We start from the raw sequence: 23,663 nt of genomic DNA on the forward strand, positions 1-23,663 counted from the left end.
GGAGTCAACCGTGGGGTCACATCGTCTGCCGGGTCGGCCCGACCGACCGTCGTCCCCCGACGCACCGGTCCCCGAGCAGCCGGCGCGTCGCCGCCTCGCCTCGGCGTTCGACGCGATCTCGAGTGTCCCCGACGAGCTGGCCGCCGTCGTGCTGCCGGTCGACGACGCCACCTCGGACCACCTGCCCGCCGTCATCGCCCCCGCAGCGACCGCGTCGGCCGTGCCGGGCGAGAGCGCGCGGTCGCATGCTGCCGCTCCGTCGCCCCGGCCGAAGCGCCCGCTCCCGGCGTGGGTCACGGCGCCGCCCGTGCCGATGGCGTCCGACGCGGCATCGCCGTCGCTGCCCGCTGCTCCCGTCTCCCCCGTGGTCGCGCCGGGTGCGGCGGTCCCGCGGACCGTCCGGCCGGAGGCGACCGGGAACGGGACGCCCGACCCCTCGAACGTCCACGGCGCGCTGCCGCACGATCCCGCCGCGCACCGGGCCGACCCGTCGCTGACGGGACACGATGCAGCGCACGACGAGCGCGAACCGACGGACGGACTGGAGGGACGGCGCACCCCCGCAACGCCGGCCCTCGACCCGAACGCCACGGCACCCGACTTCCCGCCGCAGGCCGGGACACTGCCGCCGGCGCCGACCTCACCGACGGTCGACACCACCCCCGTGATGCGACAGCCGGACGGGAGCGTCGCGGTCCCCCCGGCCGGATCGTGGTTCACCACGCCGCCGGTCGTCGCAGCCGATGCCGTCGCCGCGGAGCAGGATGCTCAGCAGGGTGCAGTGCCCAACGGCGCTCTGCCCGGAGCAGCACGGCCCGACGGCGCACTGCCCGGAGCAGCACGGCCCGACGGCGCACTGCCCGGAGCAGCACGGTCCGACGGTGGCGCGAGCCCGAGTGCAGCGTCGATCCAACGGCCGCACGACAGCACAGCGATTGCCCCGCACACCGCGCCGCACACCGCGCCGCCCGCCGGCGGTCAGCCGTTCGCGGGAGGTCAGCCGTCCGCCGACCGGTCCACGCCGCCCGCTCCCGGTCGGGCGGCTCCCCTCGTCCACGACGCCACGACGACGGCGCAGGCCGCCCAGTCCGCGCAGGCCGAGCACGAACGTCGTGCGCTCCTCGATCCGAACGCCGGGCAGCCGAGGTTCTCGGTCCCGGGGCTCGAGCACCTCATCGTGCCGGGGAGCGAGACGCCCGGTGCGGGACAGGCGGCAGCGCAGGTCGCCCCGGCCGCGCACTGGACGGCTCCGCAGCAGCCGGCCGCAGCGCCGTCGATCCCGCAGCGGTCCGCCCCGCCGCAGTTCGTCCCCCAGCAGTTCGTTCCGCAGCCGCAGTCCGTTCCGCAGCAGGCGGCCGTCGGGCACTCCGGTGTGCGCAGCCAGGGCCAGCAGCAGTCCATTCCGCAGCCGCAGCCGCAGCCGCAGCCGCAGTCCGTTCCGCTGCAGCAGCCCCTCGCGCGGCAACTCCCGCAGCCCTCCGTCCCGCAGCCGCCCGTCCAGGAGCCGTCGTTCGCGCAGGTCGTGTTCCCGCAGCAGACCGCGGGTGACCAGCCGCTCTCATCGGCGTCCTCGTCCACCGGTGTCGCGGGCGTCACCGATCCCGTGTCGGCGACCGCCGCGGCTGCACGAGCCGGCCACGCTGTCCAGGGCGGGACGAGCGTCGGAGGCGATCCGTCCCTCCAGACCGAGACTGCACCCGCAGCGCCCGGTTCCCGCACGTCATCCGGTGCGCGCAGGACGTCGAAGGCGGCGGCGCGCCGTTCGGCCGCTGCCGCACGCTCGACGGCGAAGGTCGAGGCGGCCGCTGCGCGGCAGCAGGCCGGCGCCGGGCGCACGGAACGCTCTGGCATGCCGAGGGGCGCTGCGGCCGAGCGACGGACCACGACACCGACCGCGACGAGGGCGTCGCGTCCCGCACGTTCTTCCGCCGAGTCCGGTGCTCCCGCGCGGCCCGTCATCGCGCCGTCGACGGCGGCGTTCCTCGCGGCCGTGCTCGGTGTCGTCGTCCTGGCGCTCGGGGCGCTCGGCGTCCTGTCGGGCGGGCAGGTGCACGCCGCCGGAGTCGTCGTCGGCGTGCTCGCGATCCTGCTCGCGACGCTGGTGCTCCGCGGGGGAACGGCTTCGACGTGGCGACTGATCGCGCTGGTCGGACTGGTGCTCGGTGTCGTCGGCACCGCACTCACGCTCTACGAGGTCGCGGTCGTCGCTGGACCGGCCATGGGCATCCACGTCCCCGCGATCCCCGGTGGGCCGGGGCTCACCGGCCTCGGCCTGTAGCCACCGGCCACGCGGCGGAGGCCTGCCGCCACCGGCCACGCGGCGGAAGCCCGTCGCCACCGGCCACGCGGCGGAGGCCTGCCGCCACCGGCCACGCGGCGGAGGCCTGCCGCCACCGGCCACGCGGCGGAGGCCTGTCGCCACCGGCCACGCGGCGGGGGGCCGCCACTGCTCCCGGTCACACGTGCCCGACGCGCCGGGGGCGACCGCCTCAGACCGCGCGGATCACCCCGCGGCTGAGGATCGCGTTCGTCAGCGCGTCGACCGGCTCCCTGGCCACCGTCGGGTTCGCCATGAGCACGTAGTCGACGCTCGGCAAATCGGGGAGACCGAGTCGCTGGGACACCTTGACGAGGTCCGCGGGGATCAGCGAGTGCGGGAACACGGCGACGCCGATCCCGGCCCGGACGGCGGCGAGGACCCCGTTGACGTCACGGGTGTTGCAGGTGATCCGCCAGGTGCGGCCCGCTGCCTCGAGGGCGTCGATCGCCATCTGCCGACTGATGCTCGGTGCCTGGTAGGCGATCAGCGGTACCGTCTCGTGCCGCTCGACCGCGATGCCGTCCTGCGCCATCCACACCATCTGGTCGGTCGCCACACGGGTGCCGTCGGCGGACTCCCCCGCGGTCTGCTTGATGAACACCAGGTCGAGCTGCCCGGCCCGCAGTCGGCGGAGGAGCGGGGTCGACTGGTTGATCGTCAGCTCGAGGTTGATCTGGGGGTGCAGCCGTCGGAAGTCCCGGAGGATCCGCGGCAGCTGGGTGATCGCGAGGTCGTCGGCGGCACCGAAACGGAGGCGCCCGCGGGTCGCCGTCCCGGAGAAGTACGAGTCGGCCTGCGCGTGCGCGGCGAGGATCGACCGGGCGAACCCGGCCATCGCGTCGCCGTTGTCGGTGAGCGAGACACCCCGGGTGTCCCGCGCGACGAGGGTCCGCCCCGCCGCGTCCTCGAGCCGTCGGACATGCTGCGACACCGTCGGCTGGCTGATCCCGAGCCGGGCCGCCGCCTGGGTGAAGCTCGCGGTCTCGGCGACGGCCAGGAACGTCTGGAGGAGGACGGGATCGAGCACGGTGCCCTCCTGGTGCGGTCGTTCGGCCTCGGTCATTGCGGAACCCAATGGGTTGATAGCCACCATACGGGGATCGAATGGGTCGCGGGCAACTAGTTTCGAAGGTGAATCACCAGCACCATCCATCACCGATCGTCGGAGCATCTGTCGTGACCGCGCCACCGTCCCTGTCCACCCGCACGTCGTCGACGCCGTCCGCCACGGCCTTCCCCCCGACGGAGCCACTGCCGATCCAGGGCGAGCGACCACCGTGGCGGCACACGCTCATCGCCCTCTCGGTGCCGAACTTCCGCCTGTTCACGGCGACGAACCTCGTCGCGATGACCGCCGGCTGGATGCAGCGGATCGCGCAGGACTGGCTCGTCCTCGAACTGACGCACTCGGTCGCCGCCGTCGGCGTCACCGTCGCGATGCAGTTCGCCCCGATGCTCCTGTTCGGACTGCTCGGCGGCGTCATCGTCGACCGGTACCCCAAGCGGATGCTGATGATGCTCACGCAGGGTGGCTTCGCGCTGCTCAGCGCGCTGCTCGCCGTGCTGACCCTGACCGGCGTGGTCGAGGCATGGCACATCTGGGCGATCGCGTTCGTCGTCGGGCTCGTCACCGTGATCGACAACCCGGCTCGCCAGGTGTTCGTCAGCGAGATCGTCGGCCAGAAGCACCTGCGGAACGCGATCAGCCTCAACTCGTCGGTGTTCCAGCTCGGCGGGATGATCGGTCCGGCGCTCTCCGGGCTCCTGCTCGTGGCGGTCGGCGCGGGCTGGTCGTTCGGCGTCAACGCGATCGCGTGCGCGGCCGTCGTCGTCACGCTCGGCTTCCTGAACGCCTCTGAGCTCCACCGGATGCCGTCGATGCCGCGTCGGAAGGGCCAGCTCGTCGAGGGTCTGCGGTACGCGATCGGCAAGCCGACGATCATCGTGCCGGTGATCCTCGTCGCGTTCTTCTCGGTGTTCGCGCTGACGATGCCGGTGCTGCTGTCGGCCTTCGCGTCGAACGTCTACCACGTCGGTGCCGGGGGCTACGGCCTGTTCAACTCGATGATCGCGATCGGAGCACTCACCGGGGCGCTGCTCTCGACCCGCCGGGCGACCGTCCGGCTCCGGACGATCGTCGGCGGTGTGTTCAGCACGGGGGTGCTCCTCGTGCTGGCGGGGTCGATCCCGGTGATCGCGCCCTTCGCGATCGTGCTCGTGGCGGTCGGGATGTCGCAGCTGCTCTTCCAGACGGCGTCGAACTCCCTCGTGCAGATGTCCTCGAACATCGCGATCCGTGGGCGCGTGATGAGCCTGTACGTGCTCGTGCTGCTCGGCGGCCAGGCGATCGGCGGCCCGCTCATGGGGCAGATCGTCGACCACTTCGGTCCGCACGTCGGCATGGTCGTCGCCGGCGGGGTGCCGGCCCTCGCGGCAGCCGTCATCGGCGTGCTGCTCGCGCGTCGGGGTGGCTTCCACGTCGAGATGCACCTCCGCCACCACATGCCCCTGCCGCACATCGTCGGGCAGCGCTGAGCGGCGGCGTTCCGCGCCGTCGGCCCGCGGCTCCGTGTTCTGAACACCTCCGTCCGACCGGAACACCCGGATGCCGGTGTTCTCGGCGGACGCGCGTGTTCAGAACACGCGTGGTCGCGCTGCGGCCAGGGCGCTTGCGCATCGTGTCCGCTCGGAATCCCCCGGAGGCCGCGGGTGTTGGCTGGAGGCATGCGATCCATCGTCTACACACGCACAGGTGACCCGTCCGTCCTCGAACTCGTGGAGCGCCCCGTGGCGGATCCGGGGGCCGGAGAGGTCCGGGTGCGCATCGTCGCCTCCGGCGTGAACCCCACCGACTGGAAGGCCCGCGCGGGCGGCACGTACGGCGAGGGCCTGCCGTTCCCGGAGATCACCCCGAACCAGGACGGCTCCGGCGTGGTGGATGCCGTCGGACCCGACGTCGACGGGCTCGCCGTCGGTGACCGGGTGTGGCTGTTCATGGCCGCCGCGTCGCGCCCGACCGGGACCGCACAGGAGTTCACCGTCGTCCCGGCCGAGCGTGTCGTCCCGCTGCCCGACGGCGTCTCGTTCGACGTCGGCGCGTCGCTCGGTGTCCCCGCGATGACCGCGCACCGAGCCCTCACGGTGCACGAGGACGGACCCTCGCGGCTCGCTCCGGGCAGCCTCGCGGGGCGCACCGTCCTCGTCGCGGGTGGTGCTGGCGCAGTCGGACACGCCGCGATCCAGCTCGCCGTCTGGGCCGGCGCAACGGTGATCTCGACGGTGAGCAGCGACGCCAAGGCCGCCCTCGCGACGTCCGCCGGCGCTCACCACACGGTGAACTACCGGTCCGACGACGCCGCGGCGCAGATCAAGGAGATCGCACCCGACGGCGTGGACATCGTCGTCGAGGTGTCGATCCCGCAGAACGCCGACCTCGTCGCCGAGGTGCTGGCGAACCACGGCGTCGTGTCGATCTACGCGAACAACGGCGGCGACGCGGCGACACTGCCGATCCGGCCGAACATGACCGTGAACGCGCGCTACCAGTTCCTGCTGCTGTACACGATCGGTGATGCCGCGCTCCAGGCCGCCGCCGAGGACGTCACCGCCGCACTCCGCGACGACGCCCTGCCCGTCGGCGAGGAGCACGGCCTCCCGCTCACCCGGTTCCCGCTCGAGGACACGGCCGGGGCGCACGCCGCGGTCGAGGCCGACACGGTCGGCAAGGTGCTGGTCGAGGTGGCGGCCGAGTAGCGCTGGCGTGGCTCCGGGGCCGGTTCCGGGCCTGGCTCCAGGGCCGGTCCCGGGTCGGGCTCCCAGGCCGGTTGCAGGCCCGGCTCCAGGCCCGGCCCCGGCCCGCGATCAGGACCCGGCAGGCTCGGTCTCCGCCGGGGGCACCGGGTCGGCTGCCAGCGCCTTGCGGCGTCGGTACACCTCCACCCCGATCGCCACGGGGATCGCCGCGAGCGCCAGTCCCCGCATCCACGGCCGGTCGAACACGTGACCGGTCGCGTGGTCGATCGACACCGGACCGGCGCCCCCGAGCGCGAACATCGACGCCGCGAAGCCCAGGAAAGCCGGGAACTCCAGGCCGCCGTCGGAGTTGAAGAACCCGTTCGGCACGTGGATGCTCGACGCCACCCCCATGGTCGTCGCGGCACCGGCACCCGCGAGCGGCGTGCCGATCCCGAGCGCCAGGGCAGCCCCCGCCCCGGCCTCCCCGAGTCCGGCGAGCACCGCGTGCTGCTTGCCGGGTCGGAACCCCATGCCGTGCATCGCCTGCGCGGTGCCCTCGACACCGCCCCCGCCGAACAGCCCGAAGAGCTTCTGCGACCCGTGCGCGACGAGGACGGCGCCGAGTCCGATGCGGAGGATGGTCTTGGCAGCGACGGCTGCGGAGGAGGAGTGCGTCATCGTCAGGACGGTACGCCGAGGTCGCTCGGACCGCCCGCGTCGGACACGGGGCGGACAGCGTTCGCGAGCAGCCAGCGCGCCACGCCGTCGTCGGCGTTCGACGCGATGACCGCCGTCGCGGCGCGGCGCACCTCGGCCACGGCGTTCCCGACGGCGTAGGCCTCGTCCGCGATCGCGAACATCGGCAGGTCGTTGAGGTTGTCCCCGAACACCACGATCCGATCGGCCCCGAGCCGGTCGGCCAGGGCACGGACCGCGACCGCCTTCGAGGTGCCGGCGGGAGCGACCTCGAGCCAGATCTCCTCCGGGTGGTAGGTGTCCGGGTGCGCGTTCACGACGGCACGGTCCCCCACGACCGCTCGGATCGACGCGGCGAGCGCCTGCATCTCGCCCGACCCGCCGATGCACTGCACGATGAACACACCGGACGTCGGCAGGTCGCCCCAGTCGCCGAGCGGGTCGTTCCGCGGGTCTGCGGGCCGGTCGTCCCAGAAGCTCTCGACGCCGGCGTTCCGGGCGGCGCGGACCCACGACACACGCTCCTGGCCGTCGTCGTCCACGCGGAACACCAGCGGCGGGCAGCCCTGTGCGCGACAGACCTCGATCGCGGCACGCACCACGTCGTCGGGGAGTGCATGCCGATCGAGCGTCGTGCCGTCGACCGCGTCGTACGTGAGGATCCCGTTGTAGAGCACGACGGGCACCCCGAACCGGAGGTCCCCGAGGATCCTCGAGGTCGAGAGCCACGACCGGGCGGTCGCACAGGTGATCAGGACACCCGCCCTCTGCAGCGTGGCGACCGCATCCGCGGTGAACGGGCTGACGTCGCCGGTGGGTGCGAGGAGGGTCCCGTCGAGGTCGGTCACGTACATCGTCGGCACACCCCCACCCTGCCAGAGCCAGGGTGCGGAATGCTGCCGGCGCCACGGGGACCGGGTCGCGGGTGTGCGGGTCACGGCCGGCAGGCTGCCGGACCCGGACACGGACGGGAGGCGCGGTGCGGGTCGGACGCGCACCGCGCCTCCCGTCCGGTGGTCGCGTCCGCGGCGTCTGTCGGACGGAACCGGTAAGCATGGGACATGACCTCTCCTGCACAGCACCGAACCGCGATCGTCTTCGGCGGAGGAGGTGTCGCCGGCATCGCCTGGGAACTCGGGCTCGTGCAGGGCCTGCTCGAGGCGGGTGTCCCGCTCGACGACGCGGACCTGGTCGTCGGGACGAGCGCCGGCAGCGTCGTGGGCGGGCTCCTGCGGTTCGGGAGCGTTCCGCAGAGCTACCGGGAACAGCTCGCGCCGACGCCGTCGTCCTACGAGGCACCGCTCACGCCGGACTGGGCGGGGATCGGCGGGCAGCTCGCCCAGGCCCTCCGCGGGGTCCGGACCGACGACGGCGGCCAGGAGGCCCGCGCGCGGGTCGGTCGGCTGTCGATGGCGGTCACCGCAGGCCAGACAGCGGACGAGCGGGAGACCACGTTCGCGGAGTCCTTCCCCTCGGGCACCTGGCCGGCGGCACCCCTGGCCGTGTGCGCGGTGGACGCGGTCGACGGGTCGTTCCGCGTGTTCACCGAGGCGGACGGCGTGCCGCTCACCCGCGCGATCGCCGCGAGCTGCTCGGTGCCGCTCGTGTGGAGCCCGGTCGAGATCGGAGGCACGCCCTACATCGACGGCGGCGCACGCTCCGTCACGAACGCGGACGTCGCAGACGGGTACGACCGTGTGCTCGTGATCGCCTGCCGACAGGAGGACCCGTCGCCGACCGGACCGTGGCTCGACGTCGCGGTTTCGGGGTTGGCCGCCGCCGGTGCGCGGGTCGAGGTGGTCGTCGCGGACGAGGCATCCCAGGCCGCGTACGGCGACGACGTGCTCGCCGTCGCGAGTCGTGCGCCGTCGGCGAGGGCCGGACGGGCGCAGGCCGAGGGTCTCGCGGAGCGGCTCACGGCGTTCTGGCGGGGCTAGGACAGCCGCCACTCAGGAGTTCTCCACAGATCCTCCGCAGCCCTGCCGCCGATCCGTGCCGCTCGCTAGCGTGGGAGCATGCCACACGACGACACGACGCCCTTCTCCGATCTCGACGCCTTCATCGCCCTGCCACGGGTGGACGGCATCGCGCTCGCGCCCGATGGTTCGCGTGTCGCACTGACGGTGAGCACCCTGAAGCCCGACGCGACGGGGTACACCCGCTCGATCTGGGCGGTCCCGACGTCGGGTGCCGGTGATCCTGTCCGTCTGACGCGGTCCGCCAAGGGCGAGGGCGGTGTGGCGTTCAGCCGACACGGGGACGTCCTGTTCACCTCGGCGCGACCCGACGCGGACGCCGATGCGGACACCGAGGCGTCGCAGCTCTGGCTGCTGCCGGCTGCCGGCGGGGAGGCCCGTGCGGTCACCCGTCTCGCTGGTGGCGTCGGCGGGGTGCTCGCCACCGCACTCGCGTCCGACACCGTGGTCGTCGGGGCGGATCTCCTGCCCGCGGCGAACGCGACACCGGACCGACTGCTCGAGCGCGACGCCGAGCTCCGGGCGTCGCGGAAGGACGCATCCGTGACCGCGATCCTGCACGAGACGTACCCCGTGCGGTACTGGGACCACGACCTGGGCCCCGACGAACCACATCTGCTCGCGCTCGACCTCGCCGGGTCGACGGACAGTGCGGTCGCTGCTGCTCGGAGTGGAGCGGCGGCGGGTGCCGGGTCTGGTGCGGGTGCTGGTGCGGGTGCCGGGTCTGGAGCGGTTGCTGGTGCGGGTGCCGGGTCTGGTGCGGGTTCGGGGCGCGAGACGCCGACGACCCCGTACCCATCGACGCTCCCCCGGCCCCGGACGCTCACCCCGAGCCCGGGCCGGAGCGCGGACACGGCAGGGCAGGCACTGAGCCCGGACGGCAGCACACTCATCGCCGCGCTGAAGGTGCCCGAGCAGCGGAACGGCAGGACGCGCCTCGTCGCGATCGATGTCCGGACCGGTGCCCACACGGTGCTCTTCGACGAACAGGACGTCTTCTTCGAGATGCCTGCGGTGAGCCACGACGGCCGATCGATCGCGTACCTCCGTGCGGTGCGGGACACCCCGGCCGGCCCGAACGACCACGAGATCTGGGTCGCCGACATCGACGGCGGCAACGCCAGGCGGATCGCGACGACCTGGGACCGCTGGGCGAACGAGTTCGTGTTCGACGCCGATGATCGCGCACTCGTCGCGACCGCGGACCAGGACGGCCGGGGCCCGGTCTTCCGACTGCCGATCGACGGCGGCGCAGTCGAGCAGGTCACCACCGATGACTTCGCGTACACCGGCATCGCGGTGGACGCCTCGAGCGGTGTGATCGTGGCGCTGCGGTCCTCGTGGACGACACCGCCGCACCCCGTGCGGATCGATCCCGACGGTTCGGTCACCGCGCTGCCGACGCCCGCGCCGCTCCCAGCCGTGCCGGGCCGGATGTCCGACGTGTCGACGACCACCGAGGACGGCGTCCGCGTCCGCGGGTGGCTCATCACCCCGCCGGACGCGACCGCGGAGACCCCGGCGCCGCTCCTGCTCTGGATCCACGGCGGTCCGCTCAACTCGTGGAACGCCTGGAGCTGGCGCTGGACCCCGATGCTCGCCGTGGCCCAGGGCTACGCGGTCCTCCTGCCGGACCCGGCGCTGTCCACCGGGTACGGCCTCGACTTCATCGCCCGCGGATGGGACGCCTGGGGCCAGGCGCCGTACACGGACCTCATGCGCATCACCGACGAGGTCGTCGCCCGCCCGGACATCGACCAGTCCCGGACGGCGGCGATGGGCGGTTCGTTCGGCGGCTACATGGCGAACTGGGTGGCCGGGCACACCGATCGGTTCGACGCCGTCGTCACGCACGCCTCGCTCTGGGCGCTCGAGCAGTTCAACGGGACGACCGACTCGTCGGACTACTGGCAGTCGATCTTCTCGCCCGAGGGCATGGCGGCGAACGACCCGCATCGCTTCGTCACGGACATCGTCTCGCCGATGCTCGTGATCCACGGCGATCACGACTACCGGGTGCCGATCGGCGAGGGCCTCCGGCTGTGGTCCGAACTGGCCGAGCACCACGCGGGTGCCGACGGGTCGATGCCGCACCGGTTCCTGTACTTCCCGGACGAGAACCACTGGGTGCTGAAGCCCCAGCACGCCAAGGTCTGGTACCAGACGGTCTTCGCGTTCCTCGGGCAGCACGTGCTCGGCACGGACTGGGAGCGGCCCGCACTGCTCGGGTGATGGTCCGAGGTCCGGCTCGATGCAACGGTTCGGAACGATGCAACGGTCCGAGGTGGTGTTGCGTGGTGCAACACCACCCGGATCCGGCGTAGGCTCGGAGTGTCGACGGCGACGGTGCCGTCCACGGACGGAGGCGGCATGCGCATCACGGGAGCAGTGCTCCGCGAGATCGGCAGTGCACCGCCGTACGCGTCGACCCGCCCGATCGAGGTCACGGATCTCGAACTCGACGACCCCGGTCCCGGTGAGCTCCTGGTCCGCATCGAGGCCGCCGGGATCTGCCACTCGGACCTGTCGGTCGTCGACGGGAACCGTCCGCGGCCGGTGCCGATGCTCCTCGGGCACGAGGCGGCCGGCATCGTCGAACGCATCGGCGAGGACGCCCCGGAGCTCGACGGCGTGCGGGTGGGCGACCGCGTCGTCCTGACCTTCCTCCCCCGCTGCGGACACTGCGCCGCGTGCGGCACGGACGGGCGGCTCCCCTGCGAGGTCGGATCCGCCGCGAACGCCGCCGGGACGCTCGTGGGCGGCGCGGTCCGTATCCGCGACACGTCCGGCGCGCCGATCGCCCACCACCTCGGTGCATCCGCCTTCGCCACACACGCTGTCGTCAACCGCACGTCGGTCGTCCGCGTCGATGCCGACGTCCCACCCGGGGTCGCGGCACTGCTCGGTTGCGCCGTGCTCACCGGCGGTGGAGCGGTCCTGAACGCGTCCGGAGCCGCACCGGACGACACGATCATGGTTGTCGGACTCGGCGGCGTCGGGATGGCAGCGCTCCTCGTCGCCGTCGCGCTCGGGCACCGCGTGGTCGCCGTCGACGCGATCGAGGCGAAGCTCGACGCCGCGAGGGATGCCGGTGCCGCCGAGACCCGCACACCCGTGGACCTCGCCGAGTCCGGTGTGACCGCACCCGTCGTCATCGAGGCGGCCGGACACCCGACGGCCTTCGAGACGGCGGTCGCGGCCACCGCAGCCGGCGGGACCACGGTGACCGTGGGCCTCCCGTCCGCCGACGCGCGAGCGTCCATCGCGCCACTGGCGCTCACGAGCGGCGCCCGGTCGATCGTCGGCAGCTACCTCGGCTCGTCCGTGCCGTCGCGGGACATCCCGCGGTACGCACAGCTCTGGCGCGAGGGCCGGCTGCCGGTCGAGCGCCTCATCTCCGGACGCGTCGCACTCGCGGACGTGAACGAGGCGATGGACGCGCTCGCATCGGGGCAGGCGCTCCGCCAGCTCATCACCTTCGACGCCACACCCACCACGGCCGACCCGACCGCGGACCACTCTCGAGAGGACCTTCCATGACCGACACCGAGTCCCCCAGCACGCAGCGCATCGCGATCGTCACCGGCGGTGCACGCGGCATCGGTGCTGCCACAGCGAAACGCCTCGCTGCAGACGGGCTCGCGGTCGCCGTGATCGACCTCGTCGAGAGCTCGACGAGCGACACGGTCGAGGCGATCACCTCCGCGGGCGGCCGCGCGATCGGCGTCGGGGCCGACGTCTCCGTCACCGCCGACGTCCAGGCCGCGGTCGCCCGCATCGCCGACGAGCTCGGCGCACCGACCGTGCTCGTCAACAACGCCGGGGTGCTCCGCGACAACCTGGTCTTCAAGATGACCGACGACGACTGGGACACCGTCGTGAACGTGCACCTCCGCGGCTCGTTCCTGATGAGCCGCGAGGTCCAGAAGCACCAGGTCGAGGCCGGGTGGGGGCGGATCGTGTCGATGTCCTCGACGTCGGCCCTCGGCAACCGCGGCCAGGCGAACTACTCCGCGGTGAAGGCCGGGCTGCAGGGGCTCACGAAGACCCTCGCGATCGAACTCGGCCGGTACGGCGTGACGGCCAACGCGATCGCCCCGGGGTTCATCGCGACGGACATGACCCGGGCCACCGCCGAGCGGATGCAGGTGTCGTTCGAGGACTTCCTCGAGGGCGCGGCGAAGGAGATCCCGGTCGGCCGCGCAGGCCAGCCGGAGGACATCGCGAACGCCGTGTCGTTCTTCGTCTCCGAGGCGTCGTCGTTCGTCTCCGGACAGGTGCTGTACGTCGCGGGCGGGCCGAAGGCGTGATGCGCTTCAACTCCCCCGCGGCGCTCGTCGACGCCGGCAGCCTCGACCTCGGCGAGTCGTCGTGGCTCGAGGTCACCCAGGACATGGTCGACGGGTTCGCCGACGCCACGGGCGACCACCAGTGGATCCACGTCGACCCGGTCCGTGCGGTAGACGGACCCTTCGGGGGCACGATCGCGCACGGGTACCTGACACTCGCGCTCGTCCCGCGGTTCGTCGGCGAGGTCCTGGAGGTCGGACACCTGGCACTCGCGATCAACGCCGGGTCCGACCGCGTCCGGTTCGTGCAGCCGGTCCCGGTCGGCGTCCGGGTCAGGGCCGGGGTGCGGCTCGTGGCCGCGGAGCCGTCCGGGCCGGGGATCCGCGCCACGGTGCGGGTGACGGTCGAGATCGAGGGCGAGTCGAAGCCGGCCCTCGTCGCCGACACCCTGACGATCTACGTGTCCGAGGACTGACCCCACCGCCGACGCACATCGTCTCGCGCCCGTAGCGGCCATCGGTCGAGCGCAGGCCGTTCAGCAGCGTGGCCGCAACCCGGGCCCCGCGCGCAACGGGCTCACCCGGCCGACGCACCCGATGTCGGGATCGTCGGGGTGTCGTGTTCGAGGTCGAAGGCGTAACAGGCGCTGACGACACCGGTGATCACGATGCCGTCGGCGGTGTTGAAGTCCGCGAACCGGCTGTCGGGTCCGAGCCCCACCACCCTCGTCGAGTCGCGGATCTCCGCGTCGTATCCGCGTGCGTGGAACAGGGCCAGGACGGTGCTCGCGACCTCCTGTCCGTCCGCCACAGCGGTACCGCGAGCGGTCCGTGCGATCTGGATGCCCGCCTCACCACGACTCGTGGTGCAGGTCATGAACCGATCCAGCGACGGTTCCTCCCAAGCTCCTGGAACCGCTCGTGTGATCGCTTCGATGAGGTCCAGCGATTCAGCGTTCGCGGACTCGACGGTGACCGCGGGCGGGTTCGTCATGGCACTCCTCGTGTGTTGTGGTTTCCCGGATGAGCGTGCTCCAGAACAGCCGGTGCACGCACCCAGCAGCACTGCTGCGATGACGACCACCACTGTCGTGCGGATGGTCTTCGAAACCTCACCCGTCATAGTTGCTCCGCGTCACGTGGTTTCCCTGTCCGACCGTGATCTTCGCGACACTGTCGAGCGAGTGGCTGCCGGGCGACAGGTATCCGTCGCCGTCACTCACCCAGTGTCCGTCGGACAGGAGCACCCCCGGATTCGAGTCGTGCGTGTGGCTGCCCAGCAGCAAGCCGTCCGGGCCGACGTCGAAGAGCTTCGTCCCGAACGCGGCGGTCGGCTTGGTCCGATGCTGGGACGGCCCGCGCCCCAGGTCGGCCCACCGATCACCCCGAGCCTCCGCCGAGTACATCTCGCCCGCCGGGACCTGGAGGTCGCTGCGTCGCTCGACCGCCAGACCCGCTGACGCGAGGGTGACGAATCGATCGGCGCGCGTCTGCTCGAGCGCGACGGACGAGACCGTCGTCCCGTAGGAATGGCCGACCACGTTGATCGTCGGATCGCCGTGGCGTGTCGCCCGGACTCCGTTCAACTCTCCGGCGAGGTAGGTTCCGCCCACTTTCGCCTGACGCACCGAGGGCTCCGTGAGCAGCGACGGGGCGTCGTACCCGATCCACGCCACGACCGCGTGCGTCGATCCCGGGTCGTACGTCATCTGGGTCCTGCGAAGCCGATCGGCCGAGTCCACCCACTGCGGGACAGCGTCCTCGCCGGCCGTCCAGGTCAGCATGCCCGGCACCAGGTAGGTGACATCGTCTGCGATGTCGAGGTCGCCGATGGTCAGTGCCGCCCTTGGCACGCCTCGCGGGTCGAGCGTCGTGATCTGCAGCGGAGTTCCCGTCGCGTCAGCGAGTGCCATCTGCTGACGGATCTTCGCGATGGTCCTGTCCAGGGCGGTGTTCCGCCCGGACGATCGATACGCGCGGACAGCGGTCCGGTTCGCGAGGTCCCGCGCCGAGAAGAACACACCCTGGAGGTTCCCGATCAGCACCGGCAGCGCCGTTGCCAGTGCCTGCTGCACTGCCGACAGCGTGTGCGGATCGTTCCCCAGACCCCGCCACCACGCGTCCACGGCCGTCGGATCGGGCGGCTGGTCGATGAACGCCTCGTACGCCGTCGCGTGCCGCTTCCGCCACCGTTCCAGCTCCGGGACGGTCATCACGCCGAGCCGCTCGAGCAGTTCCAGCTGACGATCGGTGATCCGCTTGTCGAACGCGGCAGCCGCACCGACGAAGTCGAATCCGTACCGGGTCTCGGGGACCGAGTGCTGACCGACGAACAGTCCGTCGTCCGTGTCGGTGTTGCGGAGGCGCCGGAGCGCGTCCGCGCAGTCGGCCTGGGCGGCGGTCCAGTCCCGCCGGAGTCGCTGGACGCGATCCTCGAGCTCGGCGTTCGCGTCGACGAGGTCCCCGATGCCACGCCAAGTCAGGGGTTCATCACCGACATCGAGGTCGTCGTTCCGCCGCCCCACCACCGCGGCAGCGTGCGCCCTGAACGCCGCGATGTCCTCCTCGAGCCGCCGCTGACGAGATCGGAGCGTCGTGACGGCGGCACAGAAGTCGTGAAGCGCCGCACTCGCACCGCCGGTGTCGGTGCTCAGGTCCACCCCAGCCGCGGCCGACGGGGCCATCGCGCCGTACAGACGCTCGACCGCACCGGGCACGGCCAGTCCGGATGGGAGCGCTCCCGTCCATCGGAACGAGATCTCGACAGCTGCGCGGCCGATCTCCCCACCCGCACTCCGCAGCACGCCCGACGCCGATTCGAGCGTTGCGACGTCGATCGCGATCCTCGGGAGATCGGACACGTCGACCATCCCGGCGATGGCGACGGCCGTCGTCATCGTGCGGCTCCGACGAGGTCAGCCACCGTCGGATGCGCCGCCGCTCGGAGGGCGTTCGCTGCCATCTCGTCATCGCCGAGCACGATCGCCGCGACGACATCACCGGTCGCCCCGAGCACAGCACCGATGTGCGCCTCGATACGCCCTGCCGCCGCATCATGCCGCCGGGCAAACAGCGACATCGCCGTCCGGACGTCCTCCGACGCGGCGACGGCGTCCACGGCATCCCGCAACCCGTCACCGAGCTGACGCCCCGCTCCGGCGATCTGCTCGGCCGCGCTTGCTTCCTGCACAACCACGTCACGAACCCCCGCAACGTCAACGCTCCACGTCGTCATCGATCCCCCGCTCCTCGGTCGGGATTGACGATAGCCACTCTGTGTTTCAGTGGCAAATACGTCGTGTTTCACATGCACAGAGCGTCGCTCAGTGCCCGCGTTGCTCCGTGTGGCCGGTCGGCGTGCGCAGCGAAACACCGCTCTCCCAGCACAACACCGCGCTCGATGGCGGTGTCCCAGCAGGAGAGCGGTGTCCCGCGGTGGTGGACGGACGTACGCTGACGCCATGGAGTCCGATGCCCGCGAGGACTGGGGTGCTGCCGACGAACGGGTGCAGCAGGTGATCGAGGGCCGCTACCCCGTCGTCGGGATGTCGAGCCAGGCACTGTCGACGGTGATGGCCGGCGTGTTCGCGGCCATCACCGTCGTCACCGCCGGCGGATCGATCGTCGACCCGAGCAACGCGGTCGTCTCCCTCCCACTCGCGGTCATCAAGCTCGCGCTGGCCCTCGTCGGTGTCGCGCTCGCCGTCGTCGGGTGGCAGCTCGCGAGACGGCGGAACGAACTCGCCCCGGCGGGGAGCGGGTACTCGCCGGTCCGGACGCTGACGTCGTCACAGCGCCGCGTGGTCCGGCGTCAGACCCGGGGACGAGACACCCTGACCGCCGAGGCTGCCCCGATCGTGGCAGCACTGCTCCGAGAGCGGCTCGCCCCAGCTCGAACGGTCCTGATGACCGTCGCCGGGTTGGAGCTGACCCTCCTCGGCAACGCGCTCCCGACCGTCTGGCTCTCGATCCTCACGGCGATAGTCATCGTGTCCATCGGTGCAGCCGTGGTGGTCTCGCACCGGATCGACACCCGCCGACTCGCCGCGGTGGAGCGCGCGTTCCCGTCCGTCTGACCCACGGCGACAACGGTCACCGCGACGCCGGACGCGGTGACCGCGACGGTGACGACCGTGACGGAGTGGAGCCGCGCCTCCCGTCCGGATCGCGAGCGGCCTCGCCGCGGGAACACCGTCCACCGAACACGACACCGCACTCAACCGCGGTGTCGTGGCGGGAGCGCGGCGTTCAGCAGGCCGGCTCCGCGACCCGGGCGAGGACGAAGCCCTGCGGGTCGCGCTCGTGCGCCGCGGCCGGCGGCCGCACCCCGCTGTCGACCACCGTGAAGCCGGACGCGACGAGCGCGTCGGTGACCTCCGTGACGGACTGGAGGCGCGCCTCCAGTCCGAATCCCTGTCTCGCCGCCCAGGCGAGCGGGCGCGTCCCCGCTCCCTCCTGGAACGCGAGGAGCACGTGTCCAGCAGGGGCGAGGACCCGGCGCCACTCGGCGAACACGCGCGGCAGCGCCTCCGGCGGCGTGTGGATGACGGAGTACCAGGCCAGGACACCACCGACGGAGCCGTCCGCCCAGGGCTGAGCGTCGAGCGGGGCGACCTCGAAGCGGACCCCGGGGTGTGCGGCCTTCGCGATCGCGATCATCGCCGGCGACAGGTCGGACCCGACGACGTCGACCCCGCGTGCGGAGAGAACGGGTGTCATCCGGCCGTGGCCGCACCCGACGTCGGCGACGACCGACACCGGGCTTCGTGCGACGACGTCTGCGAACGCCGAGATCCACGTCTGGTCGCTCGTCGTCTCCGCGCGGAGATCGGGCAGCGCGGCGGCGTAGGCAGCAGCTCCGGCGTCGTACGCAGCGCGGAGGAGGTCGTCCATGCGTCGACGGTACCGCCTGGCTCGAGAAGTCCTCGGGCGACGACGGCGGCTCCCGATCTCGCGGCCGTCGCGGACGCCACTGTCCGCAAGACACGAAGTCGGCGGCACCGCGCAGAGACATACCTCTGCGCGACGCCGCCAACGTGGTGTTTTGCGGATGGGGGGCCGGCTACAGCCGCTCCAGCACCATCGCCATGCCCTGGCCGCCACCGACGCACATCGTCTCGAGCCCGTAGCGGCCGCCGGTCGAACGCAGGCCGTTCAGCAGCGTGGCCGTGATCCTGGCCCCGGTCATGCCGAACGGGTGCCCGAGTGCGATCGCGCCGCCGTGCACGTTGAGCTTGTCGGGGTCGACGTCGAGTTCCCGAGCCGAGGGGATCACCTGGGCGGCGAACGCCTCGTTGATCTCGACGAGGTCCATGTCGTCGATCGTGAGGCCAGCGCGCGACAGCGCTTGCCGCGACGCCTCGACCGGTCCGAGGCCCATGATCTCCGGCGACAACCCGGTGACGCCCGTCGAGACGATCCGGGCGAGCGGGGTGATGCCGAGGGACGACGCCATCGTGTCGGACATGATGACCATCGCCGCCGCGCCGTCGTTGAGCGGGCAGGCGTTGCCGGCGGTCACGGTGCCGTCCGGGCGGAAGACGGGCTTGAGCCCGGCCAACCCGTCGGTCGTGGTGCCCGGTCGAGGTCCGTCGTCGGCCGATACCGCGGTCCCGTCGGCGAGCGTCAGCGGTGTGATCTCGTCGTCGAAGAACCCGGCGTCCCGAGCGGCGACCGCACGCTGCTGCGACCGCGCGGCGTACTCGTCCTGTTCGTCGCGGGTGACCCCGTGGACGGAGGCGACGTTCTCGGCAGTCTGCCCCATCGCGATGTAGGCGTCGGGCAGCTCCCCCGACGACCGAGGGTCGGTCCACGCGGACGCCCCGCCCGTCGATCGGGCAGCGGTCCGCGCCTCGGCATCGGCGAACACGAGGTTCGTGAGCGTCGCACCGGGGATGAAGTCCGACGACCCGACCGCCGTCCGCGACACGCTCTCGACCCCGGCGGAGATGAACACGTCGCCCTCACCGGCCTTGATCGCGTGCAGCGCCATGCGGGTCGTCTGCACCGACGAGGAGCAGTACCGCGTGATGGTGGTGCCGGGGAGGTGGTCGTAGCCGAGCAGCACGGCGACGATCCGGGCCATGTTGAAGCCCTGCTCACCGCCCGGCATCCCACACCCGAGCATGAGGTCGTCGATCCGTGCGGGGTCGAGCTGCGGCACCTGGTCGAGTGCGGCACGGACCATCTGCGCGGTCATGTCGTCGGCGCGGAGCGAGGTGAGCGACCCCTTGAACGCACGGCCGATCGGCGACCGGGCGACGGAGACGATGACGGCCTGCGGCGAACCGGCCATCAGACGAACGCCGCGATCCCGGTCACGGCGCGACCGACGATGAGCGTGTTCATCTCGCGGGTCCCCTCGTACGAGTAGATCGCCTCGGCGTCGGCGAAGAACCGCGCGACGCCCTTCTCGAGCACGATGCCGTTGCCGCCGAGCACCTCGCGGCACCAGGCCACGGTCTCGCGCATCTTCGACGTCGCGAAGGCCTTCGCCATCGCGGAGTGCTCGTCGCGCTGGACGCCCTCGTCCTGCATCCGGGACGCCTGCAGGCAGAGCCCGATCGACGCGGTGATGTTCGAGAGCGACTTGACGAGCAGGTCCTGCACCAGCTGGTGCGACGCGATGGGCTTGCCGAACTGCTCGCGTTCCTTCGTGTAGCGGAGGGCAGCCTCGTACGCACCGACGGCGATCCCGACGGCCTGCCACGCGACCTCGCAGCGGGTCAGACGGAGCACGGTCGCGGTGTCGCGGAACGAGTTCGCGTTCTGCAGCCGGCGGCTCTCCGGCACAACGACGCCGGACATCACGATGTCGGCGTTCTGCACCATCCGCAGGGCGATCTTGTCCTCGATCTTCGTCGCGGTGAACCCGGGGGTGTCCGTGGTCACGAGGAAGCCCTTGACCTGCCCGTCCGCGGTGTCCTTCGCCCAGATGACGACGACGTCCGCGAAGGTCGCGTTCCCGATCCAGCGCTTCTCGCCGTCGAGGATCCAGTTGTCCCCGTCCCGCCGCGCGGTGGTCCGGAGACCGCGGGCGGAGTCAGAACCGGAGAGGGGCTCGGTGAGCCCGAACGCGCCGAGCACCTCTCCGGTGGCCATGCGCGGCAGCCACTCCTGCCGCTGTTCCTCGGAGCCGCCGACGGCGATCGAGTTCATCGCGAGTCCGGACTGCACGCCGACGAACGTCGCGACGCTCGCGTCGACGCGGGCCGTCTCGAGGGCGGCCCAACCGCGGAAGACGGCGGTGTTCTCGAACTGCCGGACGCTCGGGATCGCAGAGCCGAACGACCCGGTCTCGGCGAGGGGCTTGATGAGGTGCATCGGGAACTCGGCCTTCGCCCAGTACTCGTTCGCGATCGGCGCGACCTGCTCGTCGAGGAACGCACGGAGCCGCAGCGCATGCGCGCGCTCGTCGTCGGTGAGCACGTCCATGTACCGGTAGAAGTCGGCCTCGAGGTAGTCCGAGGCGGGTGCGACCGGAGTCGCGGGGGCCGGGATCGCAGTGGCCGGAGCCGTGGTCGTCGTTGACATGCCTCCACTGTGCATCGTTCTGGAGAATGTTGCAACATCGGGGTTAGGATGCTCAGCATGGTCACGACATCGAGGTCGGGGACGGCGGTCGCCGTCGACGACGACACCGCTGCCGTCGGCGCGGTGGACGACGCCGGGCGGATGGTCGGCGACCGCGGGACGGCGCTCGTCCCGAGCGTGCTCTCCGACAGACTGGAGGCCCATCCCGACGCCCTGCGCGCGTTCCGTTCCGCACGCCACCGGTTCATCGACGGGGACAGGATCGACATGAGCCGGCTCGCCACCGAGCTCGGCGTGGACCGGACGAGCCTCTTCCGCTGGGTCGGGAACCGCGACCAGCTCCTCTCCGAGGTCCTCTGGTCGCTCGCCGTCCCGACGCTCGACGGCGCGGATCGGGCTGTCGATGCCCTGGGACCGGCCCGGATCATCGGGGTCCTGTCGCACTTCGTCGCCGACCTCATCGACGCGTCCTACTTCCGGGTGTTCCTCATGCGGGAGCCGTCGCGGGCACTCCGACTCCTCACCACGACCGACAGTGACGTCCAGCGTCGGTTCATCGCCGTCGTCACCGCACTCATCGACGACGAGGTCGTCGCCGGACGTTTCGACCCGGCACCCCTGTCGACCCACGAGCTCGCATCGCTGCTCGTGCGGATCTCCGAGTCCTTCACCTACGCCGACCTGATCAGCGGTGAGCCGCCGAGCGCGGATCGCGCCCGGGCCGCATTCGAGTACATCCTCCGACCGACCACGACGTCGACCACGACCACGACGACCACGGCCGCCTGACCAGGCCCGTTCACCGACCAAGAACCACCGACCAGGAAGCACGGATGCCCGACAACGACGTCGCCACCATCGACCGCACCGACCCCGAGGCACACCAGCAGCCCGATCCGTTCGGGACCGTCGAGGCGTTCCCCCACCGCCGCGCGTTCGACACCCGGTGGAACGACAACGACGTGTTCGGCCACGTCAACAACACCATCTACTACGCCGCGATGGACACCGCGATCACGAGCTGGTTCGTCAGCGAGTACCACCTCGACCCCACCGGCAGCGAGTGGATCGCGGTGATCGTCGCCTCGTCGTGCCGGTTCGTCAAGTCGGCGGTGTTCCCGGACGTCATCGAGGTCGGGGTGCGTGCCGAGCGCATCGGCCGCTCGAGCATCGTCTGGCGCTTCGGGCTGTTCCGGCAGTCCGACGGGGCGCTCCTCGCGACGGGCGAGTTCGTGCACGTCGTCGTCGCCCGCGACGGCGACCGCCGACCGGTCCCCGTGCCGGACGACCTCCGCGCGCTCGTCGAACGCACCATGCTCCGACCGGAGGCCGACGCTCCCAGCGCACACCGAGCCTCCAGTCCGAATCCCTCCTGACCATCCCGATCACGCAACCCGCACCTCGATCACGCAACCGAAAGGAACCGGAATGAACGACGATGTCCTGACCGGACCCGGCCTCGCCACCCTGAGCGTCGCCGCCATCCTCGCCGAGTCCGCCCACCGCCACCCCGACAAGACCGCGGTCATCTGGGCCGGCAACGACGGGCCGGAGCACGAGGTCAGCTACCGCGACCTGTGGGACCAGGCGCGCGCGACCGCCGGCGTGCTGCGGGACATGGGGATCGGGAAGGGCGACCGCGTCGCGATGATCATCCCGAACGTCCCCGCGTTCCCCCGCGTCTACTACGCGATCCTCGCGCTCGGCGCCGTCGCCGTCCCGGTGCACCTGCTGTTCAAGCACGACGAGATCGAGCACGTCCTCCGGGACAGCGGGGCGAAGGTCGCCGTCGTCGCCGCGCCCATGCTCGGCGAGGCACTCCCCGCGGCCGCGGCCGTCAGCATCCCGGTGCTCTCGGTGATGGTGCCGGACGAGATGGTGCCGCAGGTGCCCGTCCCCCGCCTCGAGGACCTCGCCGCCGACGCGACCCCGATCGACCGGTACGTCTCCACGAGCCCGATCGACGCCGCGACGCTGCTCTACACGTCGGGGACGACCGGGACGCCGAAGGGCGCCGTCGGATCGCACGTCGCGCTCGTCGAGCAGGTGCACGTGTCGCTTCTCGACGTGTTCGACCTGACGCACGACGACGTCATCTTCGGCGGGCTCCCGCTCTTCCACACGTTCGGCCAGACCGCCGTGCTGAACACCGCGTTCCGCCGCGGGTGCACCATCGTGATGCTCCCGAAGTTCGACGCGGTGCAGGCGCTCGAGGCGTGCGTCGAGTACGGCGTCACGGCGTTCGACGGCGTGCCGACGATGTTCATCGCGCTCCTCCAGGCCGCCGGGGTCACCGACGCGCGACCGCCGCTGCGGTTCTGCGTGTCCGGCGGCGCCTCACTGCCCGTCGCCGTGCTCGAGCAGTTCCAGGAGACGTTCGGGGCACCGGTGCACGAGGGGTACGGGCTCACCGAGACCTCGCCGATCGTCGCCGTCAACCCGATCGGCATCCCGACGCAGCCCGGGACCGTCGGGATCCCGCTGTGGGGTGTCGACGTGGTCATCGCCGACGCCGAGGTCGAGGACCGCATCGTGCCGCTCCCGCTCGGCGAGCTCGGCGAGATCGTCGTCCGCGGACATCTGCTGTTCAAGGGGTACCTCGGGCGTGCGGAGGCCACGGCGGAGGCGGTCGTCGACGGGTTCTTCCGCACCGGCGACCTCGGCACGATGAGCGAGGACGACCACATCACGATCGTCGACCGCAAGAAGGACATGATCGTGCGGAACGGCTACAACGTGTACCCGTCCGAGGTCGAGGCGATCATGCACCACCACGAGGCCGTCGGGAACATCGCCGTGTTCGGGGTGCCGCACGACACCCACGGGCAGGAGGTGCACGCGGCCGTGGTCGCTGCGCCCGGCGTGACGCTCGACGCCGAGGTCGCCGACGAGCTCATCGCGTACGCGAAGGAGCACATGGCGGCGTACAAGTTCCCGCGCGTCGTCCATGTGATGGACGCGCTGCCGCTGGGGCCGTCGGGCAAGGTGTTGAAGCGGCAGCTCGTGGCGGAGTTCGCGGACGCCGCGCCCGCGGCGGTGGCGCCCCCGACGAGCAGCATCGGGGTGGTCGGCGCGTAGGGGGCGCGGCGCGGCGCTCGGGCGGGGCGGGTGTTC

Annotated in this window: 21 protein-coding genes; 12 read left to right on the plus strand and 9 right to left on the minus strand. The window is 71.8% G+C overall.

Annotated elements, in window-relative coordinates; translation table 11 throughout:
- The first annotated feature begins 10 nt into the window (after nucleotides 1-10).
- The gene (locus ASF23_RS03015) at nucleotides 11-2,278 is read left to right on the plus strand and encodes a hypothetical protein (protein ID WP_055948585.1); all 2,268 of its coding nucleotides are present in this window, start codon (nucleotides 11-13) and stop codon (nucleotides 2,276-2,278) included.
- Between the two features lie 211 nt (nucleotides 2,279-2,489).
- On the opposite strand, the gene ASF23_RS03020 is transcribed toward ASF23_RS03015, so the two are convergent.
- Complete coding sequence (locus ASF23_RS03020) at nucleotides 2,490-3,347, minus strand: LysR substrate-binding domain-containing protein (RefSeq protein WP_055949211.1); 858 nt, start codon at nucleotides 3,345-3,347, stop codon at nucleotides 2,490-2,492.
- Between the two features lie 149 nt (nucleotides 3,348-3,496).
- Between ASF23_RS03020 and ASF23_RS03025 the strand changes: the two genes are divergently transcribed.
- Nucleotides 3,497-4,855: an MFS transporter gene (locus ASF23_RS03025; RefSeq protein ID WP_055948587.1), complete on the plus strand. Its 1,359-nt coding sequence runs from the start codon at nucleotides 3,497-3,499 to the stop codon at nucleotides 4,853-4,855.
- Between the two features lie 189 nt (nucleotides 4,856-5,044).
- Nucleotides 5,045-6,073 (plus strand): NADPH:quinone reductase, encoded by a 1,029-nt coding sequence (locus ASF23_RS03030; protein ID WP_055948590.1) that lies wholly within the window; start codon nucleotides 5,045-5,047, stop codon nucleotides 6,071-6,073.
- Nucleotides 6,074-6,181: 108 nt separating this feature from the next.
- On the opposite strand, the gene ASF23_RS03035 is transcribed toward ASF23_RS03030, so the two are convergent.
- Entirely contained in the window at nucleotides 6,182-6,733 is a 552-nt protein-coding gene (locus ASF23_RS03035; protein WP_055948593.1) for a DoxX family protein, read from the minus strand.
- Between the two features lie 2 nt (nucleotides 6,734-6,735).
- Nucleotides 6,736-7,689: an HAD family hydrolase gene (locus ASF23_RS03040; protein WP_156364067.1), complete on the minus strand. Its 954-nt coding sequence runs from the start codon at nucleotides 7,687-7,689 to the stop codon at nucleotides 6,736-6,738.
- Between the two features lie 123 nt (nucleotides 7,690-7,812).
- Between ASF23_RS03040 and ASF23_RS03045 the strand changes: the two genes are divergently transcribed.
- The 5 genes from ASF23_RS03045 (at nucleotide 7,813) to ASF23_RS03065 (ending at nucleotide 13,492) form a co-directional block, all read left to right on the plus strand.
- Complete coding sequence (locus ASF23_RS03045; protein WP_055948599.1) at nucleotides 7,813-8,688, plus strand: patatin-like phospholipase family protein; 876 nt, start codon at nucleotides 7,813-7,815, stop codon at nucleotides 8,686-8,688.
- Nucleotides 8,689-8,766: 78 nt separating this feature from the next.
- Nucleotides 8,767-10,959 carry a S9 family peptidase gene (locus ASF23_RS03050; RefSeq protein ID WP_055948603.1) on the plus strand — a complete coding sequence of 731 codons (2,193 nt, stop codon included), beginning with the start codon at nucleotides 8,767-8,769 and terminating at the stop codon, nucleotides 10,957-10,959.
- Nucleotides 10,960-11,097: 138 nt separating this feature from the next.
- Nucleotides 11,098-12,267 carry an alcohol dehydrogenase catalytic domain-containing protein gene (locus ASF23_RS03055; protein WP_055949214.1) on the plus strand — a complete coding sequence of 390 codons (1,170 nt, stop codon included), beginning with the start codon at nucleotides 11,098-11,100 and terminating at the stop codon, nucleotides 12,265-12,267.
- Entirely contained in the window at nucleotides 12,264-13,037 is a 774-nt protein-coding gene (locus tag ASF23_RS03060) for an SDR family oxidoreductase (RefSeq protein WP_055948606.1), read from the plus strand. Before ASF23_RS03055 ends, ASF23_RS03060 begins: the two co-directional genes overlap by 4 nt.
- Nucleotides 13,037-13,492, plus strand: a complete 456-nt coding sequence (locus ASF23_RS03065) for a MaoC family dehydratase (protein ID WP_055948610.1) — start codon at nucleotides 13,037-13,039, stop codon at nucleotides 13,490-13,492. Before ASF23_RS03060 ends, ASF23_RS03065 begins: the two co-directional genes overlap by 1 nt.
- Before the next feature lie 101 nt (nucleotides 13,493-13,593).
- Here the strand turns inward: ASF23_RS03065 and ASF23_RS03070 are convergent, their stop codons facing one another.
- The 3 genes from ASF23_RS03070 to ASF23_RS03080 form a co-directional block, all read right to left on the minus strand.
- On the minus strand, nucleotides 13,594-13,893 hold the full coding sequence (locus ASF23_RS03070; RefSeq protein ID WP_156364069.1) for a hypothetical protein: 300 nt from the start codon (nucleotides 13,891-13,893) through the stop codon (nucleotides 13,594-13,596).
- 235 nt (nucleotides 13,894-14,128) lie between these two features.
- The gene (locus tag ASF23_RS03075) at nucleotides 14,129-15,913 is read right to left on the minus strand and encodes an alpha/beta hydrolase (protein ID WP_055948615.1); all 1,785 of its coding nucleotides are present in this window, start codon (nucleotides 15,911-15,913) and stop codon (nucleotides 14,129-14,131) included.
- On the minus strand, nucleotides 15,910-16,251 hold the full coding sequence (locus tag ASF23_RS03080; RefSeq protein ID WP_156364071.1) for a DUF6507 family protein: 342 nt from the start codon (nucleotides 16,249-16,251) through the stop codon (nucleotides 15,910-15,912). Before ASF23_RS03080 ends, ASF23_RS03075 begins: the two co-directional genes overlap by 4 nt.
- A gap of 226 nt (nucleotides 16,252-16,477) precedes the next feature.
- Here ASF23_RS03080 and ASF23_RS03085 point away from each other — a divergent pair, with 226 nt between their 5' ends.
- A complete protein-coding gene (locus ASF23_RS03085) occupies nucleotides 16,478-17,092 on the plus strand; it encodes a hypothetical protein (RefSeq protein WP_055948619.1) in 615 nt (204 codons plus the stop codon).
- Nucleotides 17,093-17,264: 172 nt separating this feature from the next.
- Here the strand turns inward: ASF23_RS03085 and ASF23_RS03090 are convergent, their stop codons facing one another.
- From ASF23_RS03090 to ASF23_RS03100, 3 genes are all read right to left on the minus strand, one after another.
- Nucleotides 17,265-17,909: a class I SAM-dependent methyltransferase gene (locus ASF23_RS03090; protein ID WP_055948626.1), complete on the minus strand. Its 645-nt coding sequence runs from the start codon at nucleotides 17,907-17,909 to the stop codon at nucleotides 17,265-17,267.
- A gap of 169 nt (nucleotides 17,910-18,078) precedes the next feature.
- The gene (locus ASF23_RS03095; RefSeq protein WP_055948629.1) at nucleotides 18,079-19,311 is read right to left on the minus strand and encodes an acetyl-CoA C-acetyltransferase; all 1,233 of its coding nucleotides are present in this window, start codon (nucleotides 19,309-19,311) and stop codon (nucleotides 18,079-18,081) included.
- Nucleotides 19,311-20,450 carry an acyl-CoA dehydrogenase family protein gene (locus tag ASF23_RS03100; protein ID WP_055949216.1) on the minus strand — a complete coding sequence of 380 codons (1,140 nt, stop codon included), beginning with the start codon at nucleotides 20,448-20,450 and terminating at the stop codon, nucleotides 19,311-19,313. Before ASF23_RS03100 ends, ASF23_RS03095 begins: the two co-directional genes overlap by 1 nt.
- 156 nt (nucleotides 20,451-20,606) lie before the next feature.
- Between ASF23_RS03100 and ASF23_RS03105 the strand changes: the two genes are divergently transcribed.
- The 3 genes from ASF23_RS03105 to ASF23_RS03115 are packed head-to-tail and all read left to right on the plus strand — an operon-like array spanning nucleotide 20,607 to nucleotide 23,627.
- Nucleotides 20,607-21,338 carry a QsdR family transcriptional regulator gene (locus ASF23_RS03105; protein WP_235510752.1) on the plus strand — a complete coding sequence of 244 codons (732 nt, stop codon included), beginning with the start codon at nucleotides 20,607-20,609 and terminating at the stop codon, nucleotides 21,336-21,338.
- A 44-nt stretch (nucleotides 21,339-21,382) separates the two neighbouring features.
- Nucleotides 21,383-21,925, plus strand: a complete 543-nt coding sequence (locus ASF23_RS03110; protein WP_082473741.1) for an acyl-CoA thioesterase — start codon at nucleotides 21,383-21,385, stop codon at nucleotides 21,923-21,925.
- Nucleotides 21,926-21,977: 52 nt separating this feature from the next.
- Nucleotides 21,978-23,627, plus strand: a complete 1,650-nt coding sequence (locus tag ASF23_RS03115) for a long-chain-fatty-acid--CoA ligase (protein WP_055948632.1) — start codon at nucleotides 21,978-21,980, stop codon at nucleotides 23,625-23,627.
- Nucleotides 23,628-23,663: the final 36 nt, after the last annotated feature.

It is taken from the genome of Curtobacterium sp. Leaf261, from assembly GCF_001422205.1.
Taxonomy (GTDB): Bacteria; Actinomycetota; Actinomycetes; order Actinomycetales; family Microbacteriaceae; genus Curtobacterium.

What these genes read in the sequence shown, in the direction of transcription:
- ASF23_RS03045 (WP_055948599.1), top strand. Translation starts at nt 7,813, where the DNA reads ATGACCTCTCCTGCACAGCACCGAACCGCGATCGTCTTCGGCGGAGGA.
- ASF23_RS03080 (WP_156364071.1), bottom strand. Translation starts at nt 16,251, where the DNA reads ATGACGACGTGGAGCGTTGACGTTGCGGGGGTTCGTGACGTGGTTGTG.
- ASF23_RS03060 (WP_055948606.1), top strand. Translation starts at nt 12,264, where the DNA reads ATGACCGACACCGAGTCCCCCAGCACGCAGCGCATCGCGATCGTCACC.
- ASF23_RS03085 (WP_055948619.1), top strand. Translation starts at nt 16,478, where the DNA reads ATGGAGTCCGATGCCCGCGAGGACTGGGGTGCTGCCGACGAACGGGTG.
- ASF23_RS03110 (WP_082473741.1), top strand. Translation starts at nt 21,383, where the DNA reads ATGCCCGACAACGACGTCGCCACCATCGACCGCACCGACCCCGAGGCA.
- ASF23_RS03030 (WP_055948590.1), top strand. Translation starts at nt 5,045, where the DNA reads ATGCGATCCATCGTCTACACACGCACAGGTGACCCGTCCGTCCTCGAA.
- ASF23_RS03050 (WP_055948603.1), top strand. Translation starts at nt 8,767, where the DNA reads ATGCCACACGACGACACGACGCCCTTCTCCGATCTCGACGCCTTCATC.
- ASF23_RS03105 (WP_235510752.1), top strand. Translation starts at nt 20,607, where the DNA reads ATGGTCACGACATCGAGGTCGGGGACGGCGGTCGCCGTCGACGACGAC.
- ASF23_RS03100 (WP_055949216.1), bottom strand. Translation starts at nt 20,450, where the DNA reads ATGGACGTGCTCACCGACGACGAGCGCGCGCATGCGCTGCGGCTCCGT.
- ASF23_RS03055 (WP_055949214.1), top strand. Translation starts at nt 11,098, where the DNA reads ATGCGCATCACGGGAGCAGTGCTCCGCGAGATCGGCAGTGCACCGCCG.
- ASF23_RS03065 (WP_055948610.1), top strand. Translation starts at nt 13,037, where the DNA reads ATGCGCTTCAACTCCCCCGCGGCGCTCGTCGACGCCGGCAGCCTCGAC.
- ASF23_RS03035 (WP_055948593.1), bottom strand. Translation starts at nt 6,733, where the DNA reads ATGACGCACTCCTCCTCCGCAGCCGTCGCTGCCAAGACCATCCTCCGC.
- ASF23_RS03090 (WP_055948626.1), bottom strand. Translation starts at nt 17,909, where the DNA reads ATGGACGACCTCCTCCGCGCTGCGTACGACGCCGGAGCTGCTGCCTAC.
- ASF23_RS03070 (WP_156364069.1), bottom strand. Translation starts at nt 13,893, where the DNA reads ATGACCTGCACCACGAGTCGTGGTGAGGCGGGCATCCAGATCGCACGG.
- ASF23_RS03075 (WP_055948615.1), bottom strand. Translation starts at nt 15,913, where the DNA reads ATGACGACGGCCGTCGCCATCGCCGGGATGGTCGACGTGTCCGATCTC.
- ASF23_RS03095 (WP_055948629.1), bottom strand. Translation starts at nt 19,311, where the DNA reads ATGGCCGGTTCGCCGCAGGCCGTCATCGTCTCCGTCGCCCGGTCGCCG.
- ASF23_RS03115 (WP_055948632.1), top strand. Translation starts at nt 21,978, where the DNA reads ATGAACGACGATGTCCTGACCGGACCCGGCCTCGCCACCCTGAGCGTC.